11 protein-coding genes are annotated in these 12,174 nt (G+C 43.1%); 1 reads left to right on the top strand and 10 read right to left on the bottom strand.

Annotation, left to right across the window (positions count from 1 at the left end; genetic code table 11):
• Positions 1 to 96: 96 nt before the first annotated feature.
• The 9 genes from H065_RS0118145 to H065_RS0118100 all read right to left on the bottom strand — a co-directional run bounded on the left by H065_RS0118145 (position 97) and on the right by H065_RS0118100 (position 11,204).
• Positions 97 to 4,863: an S-layer homology domain-containing protein gene (locus tag H065_RS0118145; protein WP_017814509.1), complete on the bottom strand. Its 4,767-nt coding sequence runs from the start codon at positions 4,861 to 4,863 to the stop codon at positions 97 to 99.
• A gap of 283 nt (positions 4,864 to 5,146) precedes the next feature.
• On the bottom strand, positions 5,147 to 6,064 hold the full coding sequence (locus tag H065_RS0118140; protein ID WP_017814508.1) for a DUF7638 domain-containing protein: 918 nt from the start codon (positions 6,062 to 6,064) through the stop codon (positions 5,147 to 5,149).
• Positions 6,065 to 6,156: 92 nt separating this feature from the next.
• On the bottom strand, positions 6,157 to 6,795 hold the full coding sequence (locus tag H065_RS0118135) for a DUF1405 domain-containing protein (RefSeq protein WP_017814507.1): 639 nt from the start codon (positions 6,793 to 6,795) through the stop codon (positions 6,157 to 6,159).
• A 190-nt stretch (positions 6,796 to 6,985) separates the two neighbouring features.
• On the bottom strand, positions 6,986 to 7,225 hold the full coding sequence (locus H065_RS26300; protein ID WP_017814506.1) for an IDEAL domain-containing protein: 240 nt from the start codon (positions 7,223 to 7,225) through the stop codon (positions 6,986 to 6,988).
• Between the two features lie 23 nt (positions 7,226 to 7,248).
• Positions 7,249 to 7,755, bottom strand: a complete 507-nt coding sequence (locus tag H065_RS0118125; protein WP_017814505.1) for a gamma carbonic anhydrase family protein — start codon at positions 7,753 to 7,755, stop codon at positions 7,249 to 7,251.
• 236 nt (positions 7,756 to 7,991) lie between these two features.
• The gene (locus tag H065_RS0118120; RefSeq protein WP_017814504.1) at positions 7,992 to 8,570 is read right to left on the bottom strand and encodes a histidine phosphatase family protein; all 579 of its coding nucleotides are present in this window, start codon (positions 8,568 to 8,570) and stop codon (positions 7,992 to 7,994) included.
• 152 nt (positions 8,571 to 8,722) lie between these two features.
• A complete protein-coding gene (locus H065_RS0118115) occupies positions 8,723 to 9,349 on the bottom strand; it encodes an anti-sigma factor (protein WP_017814503.1) in 627 nt (208 codons plus the stop codon).
• The gene (locus H065_RS0118110; RefSeq protein ID WP_017814502.1) at positions 9,346 to 9,942 is read right to left on the bottom strand and encodes an RNA polymerase sigma factor; all 597 of its coding nucleotides are present in this window, start codon (positions 9,940 to 9,942) and stop codon (positions 9,346 to 9,348) included. Before H065_RS0118110 ends, H065_RS0118115 begins: the two co-directional genes overlap by 4 nt.
• A gap of 1,004 nt (positions 9,943 to 10,946) precedes the next feature.
• Positions 10,947 to 11,204, bottom strand: coding sequence for a hypothetical protein (locus tag H065_RS0118100; protein WP_017814500.1), 258 nt, complete (start codon positions 11,202 to 11,204; stop codon positions 10,947 to 10,949).
• A 132-nt stretch (positions 11,205 to 11,336) separates the two neighbouring features.
• Between H065_RS0118100 and H065_RS28590 the strand changes: the two genes are divergently transcribed.
• A complete protein-coding gene (locus H065_RS28590) occupies positions 11,337 to 11,552 on the top strand; it encodes a helix-turn-helix domain-containing protein (protein ID WP_017814499.1) in 216 nt (71 codons plus the stop codon).
• Between the two features lie 264 nt (positions 11,553 to 11,816).
• Here H065_RS28590 and H065_RS0118090 read toward each other — a convergent pair whose 3' ends face one another.
• On the bottom strand, positions 11,817 to 12,173 hold the full coding sequence (locus H065_RS0118090; protein ID WP_017814498.1) for a hypothetical protein: 357 nt from the start codon (positions 12,171 to 12,173) through the stop codon (positions 11,817 to 11,819).
• Position 12,174 lies beyond the last annotated feature (1 nt).

The following is a 12,174-nucleotide window of genomic DNA, read 5'->3' as shown; positions in this document are numbered from 1 at the left end:
TTAGTTTTAAAACACGCCCTAATCAATTTTATTGTATTTTGTTTTCAAGAGCTACTAGTGTAAGCACGATTATACTTGATACGGAATATCTTTGGCTTACTTATTCAGTAGTCTATAGATCACAACTGCAGTTTCTTCTTTTGTGATTTTACGCTGGGGTTTGAATTGTCCGTTTTCATAACCGATGAACAGTTCGCCTCCCAGCCTATTAATCGCTGTTTTGGCCCAGTCAGGAATTGTCTTCTCATCACTGAATGAATATACCGATTGTTCTTCTGCCTGGATAAAACTTTGCAAAATGCTGGCGGCTTCTGCTCTGGTAATAACCCGATCCGGCTTGAATGTTCCATCTGGATACCCCTGAATATAGTTCATTTCAGCCGCTTTCACTACATTTGAGGTATACCATTTCCCATCAATATCACTAAACATACCTGATACTGACTGAACAGCAGTCGAACTTTCAAGATCCTGATTTTTGGAACGAAGTAGCATACTTACAAATTCTGCTCTTGTAATTCCAGCTTTGGGATTAAATTTACCAGATTCATCCCCGTTCACAATGCCGCGATCAGCCAGATAATTGATCGCATTTTCTGAATACCGGGTCTTCACATCGATAAATCTATTTGATGGATAAGTATCATTAGTAGACGAAGGCAGCACATCTAGTGAATCAGGATCCTTGGTAAGGGTATCCAAGCTGTGTTGCTCTATGGTAACCAATGGATTTAATATACCAGGAAGAACATTGCCTGTTGTTTTTTCTTTTGTTTTGAATGTGACAGTCTGTATTTCCGATTTGATGCCTGCTGCATTCTCGGTCCATACCCGGATGGTGTATCGATGTGCATCGGACAGATTTTTTAATTCGATGTGTTGCGCTAGTGATCGCTGGAGCTCACTTTGTCCATCGGCGAATACAAATACATCTGAAGAACTTCCATACAGAGCTTTGATCGTTGCTGAGGACGTAGTAATATCAGCTGCATCCAATTGGAATGCTGCAAATGGACGGGTCTCAAATGCAAGCTTGTACAAGTTCCCCAGGATGCCAGTTGAATTCACCGCACGAATCCCGAAATCATTATATGTTGTACTACTTGATAGATGATCAATATATAACTGATTATCCTCGGTAGTTCCGATACATTGATCACCATTATATATATTATAGGATACGGCTCCCTTAAAAGGCTCCCAACCGATTGTCGCTGAATTGTACTGCAGATCCAGAAGACTCAGCACATTGGGGGAAGTTGGTACAGAAGCTCCCTGATAGTCTACCCACCGTCGCTCTGAACTTTCCCCGTTCTTGCCTACAGCGGCAATCCCAAAAGAAGATAAAACACCCGCTCCAGGACTGGACAAGCTCACAGTCGTTTCCCTGGTTGTCGCAATGAGTTCCCCGTGAGTATTGTAAATACGGTAGTATAGAGCACCTCGCGCAGGAGAAAAGGTCAATTGAAGATCATTATCTGTGTTAGAAGATACTTTTCCTGATTCAGGCGCAAGCGGTATCGTCTGGAATTGAAGGAAGCTTGAAACAGATTTTCCACTTTCATTGACCGCATATACATTTGCCGAATACATCTTACCAGCGCTTAGATCGCTTAATTCAATCATTGGAGTTGAGCTTGTATATTCTTTTCCATCCATGACAGCAATATAACTAGCAGCTCCCTGAACAGGTTCAAACTTTATTTTAGCCGAAGTATGGGCAATGTCTTCTATACGCAAATCCTGCTTGATCGGCTCTGGCAGTGTAATGAAATTAGCAGTGGCAGCATCCCCTGTACCGAAATCATTAAAAGGTACAACTGAGATCACATGTACACTACCCGAATGTAGTCCGGAAAATTCATAACTTGTACGCTCTGTTGTTGCTACCTTTGTACCATCCAGATAAATGTCATACCCTTTGGCACCTCGTACATCCTTCCATGTATAGGCAGCAGCGTCCGTAGTGATGCTTTTTGAGATCAACTCTGTTGCTGCAGGTAACGTCCACAATGATATATTTTTAAAATGACTCTGTCCGGATGTATTGCTTACCGCAATAGAGTAATGATAAGAAGTACCCGAAATCAAATTGTGATCCGTGAAAAGAACGTTTGAACCCGGATACGTCACATGGTAATCGTTATAGGTGGTATCTGTAGCCGTTGTATACGTTGCTCCAGTAACGGTGACGATCGGCTGGTTATCACGTTTTACATTGTAATAGACATCTCCTGTCACACGATCCCACGATAGCTGGGCAAAATCGGTACCAACTGCTATTACGTTTAGATGGTCAAGTGAAGGCAATGTCAAAAACGTATATCGACTCTCCAGACTTTGTCCGGATGCATTCACTGCCTTCATGCTCAATGTATAGGTATGGTTAGGAGTGAGCTGCTCGAATGTACGGCTCGTATTCATACTTCCTTGCGAGGCTATTACTCCATTTTGGTCGACAAGTTCATATAAGTAGTGCGTAGCAGATTGAACCGATTCTAGTTCTACACGGACCGATGTCTCGGATAGTGGGTAGGCACCCTCCACTTTTGTGACGGCAGGAATAGTCATATAACTGCTGCTTACTGATTCTCCTCTACCGGATACATTAATAGGTGTAATGATATAGGTATATGATGTACCCGGCACTAAATTTGTATCCATAAATGAAGTACTGCCGGCAGGTACATTTATTATTGTCCCTGTTTGCTGGTTGATCACTTCGTAGGTGTCCTCTGTTCTCGCTGGCAGTATCCCTTGAATACTGTCTGATGAAGCAGAGCCCAAATGAATAGAATCAGCTGCTAGCTTTTCTGGCAGTGCTTTGATTTTGATTTCTTTTGAATGTGCATATGACTCATTGCCTGCTGCATCCATTGCAAGCACATGAACGTACCAGACGCCCTGTTTTTCAGCAGGTAATGCAATAGAGAAGTGTTCACTGCCATCGGTCCATTGTTCATTGATATCTGGACGGGTACTCTGCTGATCTATAACATAACGTACCGATTTTAACGAGCGATCAGCAGCCAAAATATCTACATCCACCTGATTAGCCTGCCAATCCGATCCATCGGGTGTAAATGAAATCACCGGGCCTTCTTTGTCGATATTGGCAACTGTGATCGTTTGCGAAGATGGATTGCCCATCCAGTCATATACTGTAAATGTATAGTCTCCATTCTCTGTTACACTATATGAGGTAACTCCTGATGCCACACTACTTCCATTCGGAAGTACGGTCTTGGTAATCCATGTATCCGGATCTGAAGCAGATACGTAAATTGTATTGCCGTAACGATTCCATTCACCAGATGCAAGGGAGAGATTCAGTTCCGGCTTGCTGTTGTCACTTAGAGTAAGATGCTGTGTTGGACCAATATTGCCATTTCTATCTACTGCTGCGATATGTATATAAGGATTCCCGGCCTCAGGAGATAGGATCAGCTGGGTCGCGGAAGTCGTAACAGAGCCGGAAGATATCACTGCATTGGCATCATGATCCTGAGTGATAATGTAGCCTGCTATACCGGAAGTAACTATTGCATGAGTAGGATCTTGAACGGGACCCAGCGATCCATCCTTTAACTGACCTTGAATAGTATACGTATAGTCTGACCCATTATCCACCGGTGCAGTCCAGGATAAAACAACATTTTTATTCGAAGGAGAAAAGGAATAGCTGAGATTCTCCACTTGGTTCGGTTTCTGCATATCGACAGCGGTATGATCGGTATAATTGGAATCGTAACCGTCATAGATCTGTTGACCATCGCGGTAGATAATTGCTTTTTGGGCATAACCAATTTTAAATTCATCCACTTGCATGAGACCATTGGTATTTGAGGAAAAGTTAAGAGTTGCACCATACTTGCCCAGGTCATACTGCGTCGTATCCGCAGGAATATCCAGGCTACGGCTATACGTTGTCCATTCGGGATGATACCCTATATCCGACATACCGGTACTAAAATCTCCATATGGAAAAGTTACAAGCGGATCGCCAGGCTGAAAAACATAACTCCCGTTACTCGTCATCCCGGATGTTCCAATCGTTGTATACCAGAAAGAAGAATTGGAAGAGTCCAGAATCAGTGACTGTGTAGCAGCCTGATATCTGTAATAAGCTACTGCCCAGTGCCAATCACTGTTTGCCGAACTCAGTATAGTCAGAAATTCACCGTCAGGCCAATTGGGAGTACCACCATCTACATATACAGGAATCGTTCGAGGCGTACTTGACGAATTCCCGGGAACAATCGACGTTGTATTTCTAAAACGGACTACCTTTCCACTATGGTCTGTTAATGGAAGACCTTTTTTACCGCGAATATCACCAAATCCGACAGATGTTTGATTAATGGACCCTGAGAGCGAACGCATATCATATTGTGCTTGCAAACGTGCTCCCTGCTGTAGACTGTTTATCGAAGCACGCGCCAAACTGGAATCACTGGATACGCTGGGATAGTTATATGCGTTCCCCTGACGATTTGTGATAGTATCCATGATTTGTAATGAAGTGCCTTTATCCGTAGAGACATAGGACTGGTTGCCATTACTGCGGCTACCACCATAATAGGTTGAGAATAGATTGGATTCAAAATTGGTCTTATACAGAACTTCACTGTCTGGCATAATAACCGAAAAATCTAAAGACACCGAATTGGTTCCGTCTTTGATAGACGTAATATCAGCTGTAACATTGGCAGCCCGAGCATTCGAAATAGGTCCAAATACAGAAGACAAAATTAAAATACTCAGGGAGGTCTGCAGTAATTTACGATAGAATATCGGACGTTGGATTTCCTGGCATACGATTGGTCTTGATTCTTGAACAGCAGCTTTCTTAACAGATTTCACAATAAACGCTCCTTCACGAAAACAAAAAAAGCACCCCGCTGTAGATACCAAAGTATCTACAAGCGAGGTGCTTCCTCGTAACTTCATTTAATTGAGTTTATCATACTGCATTTCCATCAAAATGCAAAGGAAAAAATTGGGGCTCTTGTAGCCAATCTCATCCAGATATCATAACTGATAAAAAATCAAATATACATTCAAATCGTTTATCATCTTTTTATAATTTCAAACAGATTAATGATCACAGTGTTTTCTTACAAATTTACTTTTAACTCTTTATACTTTACACTTCCCGCTTATCCTCAGGATCATAAATAATACGCACATAGTCGCTATCCCTGCTATCCATATCTCCGAGAAACATGCGTTGATGCTCAGGTATTTTCTCATAAGCTTCCCGCAGCTGCTCACGGTTATATTCCGATGGTTCTTCCAGATAGGCATGATAACAGTCCCTGCAGTGCTCCATCACCGTTTTGCCACCTTGAAGGCGGGTATGCATCTCCTGTAGTTCCGCATATTTATCTACCGAAGAAGCGGATGCGCTACCGGATAGTGTTAGGGTCGCCAAACCATCAATCTTGATTTGGATAGGCTGATTACAATCGGTAAAAAAGGTTCCGTCTTCGAACAACTCCTGCACTTTATCCATATCCGAGACATGTTCCTGTCCATCGTGCATCCAATCCACCCGTCCATCCTGATAGACATTCAGATATACAAGGCCATTTTGTTCCGATCCACGGTAAAAAATATAAAATCCACTGCCATCGACTGTAGAATATCCGAACTCGTTTTCTATATAAAACGGAACAGCCTTTGGCGCATAGATGATTTTTCGCTGCTGCATAAGCTGCCGTTCCCGTTCATGGATCGTATATATATTCGCCGCATCGGGATTCAGTTGATAAATTGTCTGCTGGATATGCGCATAATAGGTCTCGGGGGTGTACAGCCAATCCGCTTTTTCCACCTTGTAATAGCCTAGCTGGAAAATGGACAGATGCTCTTCGTCAGGAATACGGGTAACGAGCCAACCCTGCTCCAACTTGTTCTTCAACCCATGCATATCCACCAGTTCCCAGCAATTGACCATTCCATCTTCATACACATCTACATTGATCATAAAATAACTGCCGTTATGAATAATACCAGGAACAGTGGTTCCTTCTATACGCTTGGTACGATAGATTTTGGGCATAAACTTACTCCTTTGCGATCTGACATATCCTCATTGGTATAATAGCCGACAGTAAAAGATCCGTCTTACGACAAAGCAATCTGACACTTGGATTATCTACTGCGGCGCGCGTATCGTGCCTGCCATAGCGCCAGACCACCTACGAATGTAGAAGCTATCGTCAGACATACGGTAAAATTACGTACCTGATCAAGACGCCTCACAAGCTGCTTGGTCAACCATGGATAAATACCCTGACTGTAATCCATATAATCATTTAGCAGCGTCCAGAGAAGCGCAGCGATTAATGATTTCCATCCAAATATGAAAAAGCGGACAAATAGCAGCGACTCTATGGCCATGGCCAGATGGGATACGGTCAGCATCCAGTCTTCCCATACCAAGGTATCTCCCAGTGCTTGCCCCCAAAAGATCATTGTCACTGCCCATACCCCGTATTTGACGGATGTGACTACTGCCAGTGCTTCCATAAGTTTGCGTATTAGCTGTAGCCATCCACTGCGTGGCGGAAACATCAAGAATAACAGGGCAATACTGAAAAATAGACTGGCGGTTGGACTATCTGGCACGAAAATAACCATCCAGGACGGCCAGTGTTCCAGCGTATACTCCATCTGCAATCCGTACCATATGTATCCATAAATCGTTCCCAGTACATTACAAATAAGCAACAACCACATAAACCTGCGGTCGGTCAGAAACATTTTGCTCCATAAATAAGAAATCGGCATTCCCATTCTCCTTTGTCTCCATCCGGCAGAATTAATTCGTACCCCACTCTGCTCCGAACATGCATCATCCTTATTATTTTAAAAGTAAGTAGATGAACAAGCAAGTAATATTGGAAACTGGATACACCAAAAAAGTCTACCGTAGATTACGGCAGACTTTTACAGGATCAAGTGATGTATGTGTGTCATCCTAGTGAGATAATGATTTACGTTCATCATGCTCCACTTCTGGCAGTTCGACTTCAATTGCTGGTGCTAATAAACGCAATTCATTAGTCCACTTTTGAAAAGATTCTTCATCTCTGTCGGCAAGCGCCCGATCAATAAGTGTGTTCAGTTCCTCAATCCGATGTTCGCGAAGTACTTGGTCCCATACCATCTCAGCTGCCAAACCCAACATGACCTCATAGGTTACTTTCATCTTGTACATAGGGCGCACCTCCATAATGCTATTCATGGATTCCTGAACTCTTTTCCTTTATCCACATAGCTCTGTGTAGTCCTGGCCATTCGCTGCAGATCAGCTTCGGTCAGTTCGCGGATTACACGTGCCGGTGAACCGAGTGCCAGAGTATAAGGTGGAATTTTGTTGTTCTCTGTGACAATTGAACCTGCACCAATTAACGAATATTCACCAATCTCTACACCGTTCAGCAAAATGGCACCCATTCCGATCAGTGATCCCTGACCAATCCGGCAGCCGTGAACAATGGCAGAGTGTCCGACGGAAACATCATTTTCGATAATCAAGGGGTGAATCTCATGTACATGTCCTACAGCCAGATCCTGTATGTTACATCGGTCTCCGATAATTACCGGAGCAAGATCACCGCGTAGTACGGCATTAAACCATACGCTGCTGTCCTCACCGAGTGTTACATCTCCGATCAGCTTGGCACCTTCGGCTATGAATGTATTTGTGGGTACAATCGGCCATTGATTGTGGTAGGGCAATAACATGTTATCCGCTCCTTATCTGGATTTTAACCAAAATACGTGTAAGCGCATCAGTAATTTAACAAAAAATAGAGAAAAAATAATGACAATGCTGTAAACTTCATAAAGCGGCTATTTCTTCCTGTCCGTATTCTCCTGTTGATATGCTTCCATATAGACGAAAGAGCATGGATGATAGTTGTTTAATCTGCCTCAATCACGCTCATGCTTCCATTTACGCCTATATATCCAATTATATCTTACGACTGAAGATGGTCTGTATTGTTATACAATAGTGCTTTCCATTCTTCGGCTTCCCGTTCCAGAATAGTCAGTGACAAATTACCGATTCGTTCAGTATGCTGCTCTTTGAGCAGTAAAGTAAACACATGAGACAGAAAACCACCATGACTGACTACCAAAATATTATGGTTGGGAAACTGCTCCCAGGTCGAATCAAGAAAATTCATGCCCCGTTCCTGCAGCAGCTCTACTTTTTCTTGACCCAGTTCCAGTGTCTCCCAGTCTGTGCCCCATTTGGCTTCACGTTCTGCCCAAGTGAGTCCTTCTACCTGTCCGAATCCTCGTTCCTTGAGCCTCTCGTCTGGTTCCAGTAACGGAATATCAAGCCGCTCCGCAATAATCCGGGCTGTCTCATGGGCACGCTGCAGACTACTCGAAATTATATGATCCCAGTGAATGTGCTCTACCGCTAACCGTTCGGCCAGCCGGGCTGCCTGTCTCCTCCCTTCTTCATTAAGTGGGATATCGCTGTGACCCTGAATACGCCCCAGCGCATTCCAGTCGGTCAAGCCGTGTCTGATCAAACCAATCCGCATCTTCCTGTTACACCCTTCCTCCAACTGCTCACGCCTATTGCGATCGCTGCTATGTATTGGCTGTGAATAAATACAGCTTAACACAAATAAAAGCCTATAGGCATCGGTCCAATTACGGAATTTGCCTGCAGGCTCTGTATCTTTGTATTTAATTATTGATGTTTGGTACGGGCCAGCCAGCGCAGGGAGACCAGCGCCAGCAGCATACCGACAAGAGATAGAATCATCCAGTACTGCGGATGACTCGGATTCATCGGGATCACTAGCGGATCGATCAATCCCCGTTCCGATCCGGCAAAATGAAGCGATGAATAGACGACCGTATTATCATCGCCTGTAGCCACTGCTGTCGGTACAATACCGCTTACCCTCTCGGGCTGTGGCTGCTGCTCGAACGTGCCTGTCATATCGAGTGTCAAGTAAATGGAACTGCAAATAAAGACCGCAATAAGCGAAGACATCCAGACGGATAACCGGCGGCGGAACAGGCGTGAGATAGGTCCACGCTTAACATCGGTCTGTACCAGCCACGGTGATTCGGCATAAATCCGGTCCATTACATTCCGGTTTATATTTTCGGCGCGGATTGTCATGGTCGGCATCTCTTCCAGTTGTGCTGCTTCTGCCTGAATCAGTTCATGACTTTCTCTCCACACTTCAAATTCTGCCGCGCAGTCAGGACACTCCCGAACATGTTCGTCCAGTGCCAACCGGCGTGGATCATCCGGCATCAGGTCCCAATAGATCCCGAACAGCTCTTCGGCCTCTCTGCAATTCATTTTCTCTTCATCCCTTCACTAGGCTGATTGTAGACCGAGTCATAATAATACGGCTCCAGCCGTGTTTTTACACTCGCTCTCGCCCGGAACAATAGAGATTTGACGGAGCTTACACTTTGACAGAGGATATCGGCAATTTCCTGATAATCCAACTGGTCGTATTCGCGGAGGATCAAAGCAGATCGTTGTTTTTCTGGCAGCTGGTCTATCGCTTCACGTACCATCTGGACGCGTTCACCGCGCAATACCGCCTGTTCCGGCACCATACTGTTCGGTGCCACTGGTGTATATCCGCTCTCTTCGAGAGGGATACTGCCGCTTTTTTGCTTGCGCAGCTCGCTCAGTACGGTATTGCGTGCGATGGTATACAGCCAGGTAGAGAACGAAGCATCCACTTCCCGGAAAGAATGCAGACTTTTGTAAGCCTTGTAGAACGTCTCCGAACACAGGTCTTCTGCCATTATTTCGAGATTGGAACTTTTGAGCATATGATAGATAAACGCCAGAATCTTGCGCTGGTAACGGCGCATTAGCTCAGAATACAGCTCTACATCACCGTTTTTAATTTCCTGAATTAACAGGGAATCTGTCATTGAAATGCGACCCTCCTCATTGTTGCCGCCGCATCTTCCTATTCCTTATGTATTAGATAATACCGGATAGGACGGCAAAAGTTGCGGTATTTCTAACATTTTCCGCAGCCGACAACAATTCACTGATTTGATATAAATGATAATCTTGCCTACTGATCCGGCAAGCAACTGGAGTAACTGGTACAAGCCTCAAGCGGGCTGATCGGATAGAAAGGGACAATAGTACTTTTATTTATCAAATGCGACTCCACAAGCCGCTTTCTGACATACAGATGGATGGCTTTAGGGTGGTTATATCGGGCTTACTTTTATTCGTATATCCTGACTGAATATATGGCGAAAATGAGCATACGGAATGTTCACTAATCTGTTCATTTCATTGCACTACAATAGAGCAACCTTTATATCATACCTGACTTTTAGACGGATGGCAAAGTTAAAAGGTTGCTGATCCATCTGTAAAATTAATCCTTTGGGCTGGATAAAGAGCTCCATTACCTTATAATTCATCTGCTACGGAACATGGGATACATCCTATGAATACGAATATACAGTTGAATCATCTGCTTCAGCCCAGAAGTGAATTCGATGTATGCAATCAACCACACAGAGAGGGATAATACAAACCGAACAATTCACTGATGATTCAAAGCATTAACGCAGAAACGTATGAACTTAGACAAATCCTATAATATAAAGTAACTAAAAACAGATCTTCGTGATGGATGTCTCAAAACTCTATATGCGTATATAAAAATCAATTATGTATGTACAACACGAAAATATCCTTTCCAGTCCGTTACACCTTGAGCCTTTAAACCGGCAGCCGAAAACTCCCTTATCTGTTATACCATATAATGATACTGCAATTCAAAGTTCGCGCAAAAGCTATCAGGACAAAAAAGAAACCGCTAACATAAGTTAGCGGTTCGAGTTTCATATTTCGGAAACTCCAGTTATTGGATAGGAGTGGACACTCCTATCCGACAACTGGAGTTTTTTTATTATAGTGAAACCTTTAATTGCAGCGCATCTTCAAAGCCCATTTTATAAGCCTTTTTAGCTGCAACGTTCTTCTCTAAAAATATTCCTTCTAGCTTATTCAGCTCCTCTGTATGTTCCTCTGCTAAAAGGTCTTTTATTTTTTGCAGCTGCGCCGAAAATTCTAATATATTACTCTCGTTCTCTCTTTCTGCTACAAGTACAGCCTCCCATGCTCGTTGCTCTAATTTCGGTGCTATCCACTCATAAATAATATCCATTAAGTATGTTCTCCTTTTAATTGTAATTTTATGTGTATAGTTCGTTTATTGTTCTCGTTTACCGCTTATACATCGAATGTTATAATCGTCATGGGCTGATACCTTCCTTTCTGCGCAGAAGGAGCTATTCAAGTGTATAAAGTCTCCAGAGGGAGATGCTTGCTCCGCTCCATATTAAAGGTTCGTAAAATGACACAAACTGAATTCGCTCGGCGATCTGGTTGGTCGCAGCGAATGATCTCTTTCTATTGTCGAGATGAAAGAAAAATGAGTGTCGAAGCCATGTATGTCGCTTCCTTAATATTGGAAGTCGGTATGGACGAGCTTTATGAATGGGAACTGGAGTGAGTACTGCGGGTGTGACCGCAGCTCCCCTGAACGACTTTAGAACGTATGAGTACTAATCGTAAAATATACGCAAACACTTACTATGTATCGATCTGCTTTGCTAATTAAATGATTCTCAATTCAACAACTTACCAATTTAGTCTAATATAAAACACGAATTACATAAACAGGAAATTTGTCGAAGAATGTATGCACAGCGTGAGAATCGAAAGCATTCGATTTTTCTTGACTACAATGTAAAATTATGCATAAAAAAGGGAGGCATTATGCCTCCGATAATCCGCTTATTAAATGCTCAATCATTTTCTTTTTTGATCTGGCGATATTGGCTGTTATATCTGTGTTATAAAAATGCGCTATCAAAGACCAACCATTGTCCGAAACATGGCTTATTTGCTTTCCATCTGCCAGCGTACCATTATCAAGTTGGATGAAATCAAATGCTTTCTTACATTCTGCTAAGGTACTGATCCCAACATAAACGCCCTTACGCGTATGATAGCGAGGTACACTATGGCCGCCATTATTATAAGTATCAATTTTAAATACTTCTTTAATATTAAAATTTTCAAAATCTCCGACTTTTTTATCTTCGATTAGTTTTACTCCAAGTAAATCCATA

The organism is Paenibacillus shenyangensis (assembly GCF_000346635.1).
Classification (GTDB): Bacteria; Bacillota; Bacilli; order Paenibacillales; family Paenibacillaceae; genus Saccharibacillus; species Saccharibacillus dauci.
This window is presented reverse-complemented; position numbering and strand designations above follow the sequence as displayed.

Bases quoted from the DNA above. Each gene is read 5' to 3' on its own strand.
- H065_RS0118140 (WP_017814508.1), bottom strand. From the start codon at position 6,064: ATGCCCAAAATCTATCGTACCAAGCGTATAGAAGGAACCACTGTTCCT.
- H065_RS0118090 (WP_017814498.1), bottom strand. From the start codon at position 12,173: ATGGATTTACTTGGAGTAAAACTAATCGAAGATAAAAAAGTCGGAGAT.
- H065_RS0118100 (WP_017814500.1), bottom strand. From the start codon at position 11,204: ATGGATATTATTTATGAGTGGATAGCACCGAAATTAGAGCAACGAGCA.
- H065_RS0118110 (WP_017814502.1), bottom strand. From the start codon at position 9,942: ATGACAGATTCCCTGTTAATTCAGGAAATTAAAAACGGTGATGTAGAG.
- H065_RS0118125 (WP_017814505.1), bottom strand. From the start codon at position 7,755: ATGTTATTGCCCTACCACAATCAATGGCCGATTGTACCCACAAATACA.
- H065_RS0118120 (WP_017814504.1), bottom strand. From the start codon at position 8,570: ATGCGGATTGGTTTGATCAGACACGGCTTGACCGACTGGAATGCGCTG.
- H065_RS0118135 (WP_017814507.1), bottom strand. From the start codon at position 6,795: ATGCCGATTTCTTATTTATGGAGCAAAATGTTTCTGACCGACCGCAGG.
- H065_RS0118115 (WP_017814503.1), bottom strand. From the start codon at position 9,349: ATGAATTGCAGAGAGGCCGAAGAGCTGTTCGGGATCTATTGGGACCTG.
- H065_RS26300 (WP_017814506.1), bottom strand. From the start codon at position 7,225: ATGTACAAGATGAAAGTAACCTATGAGGTCATGTTGGGTTTGGCAGCT.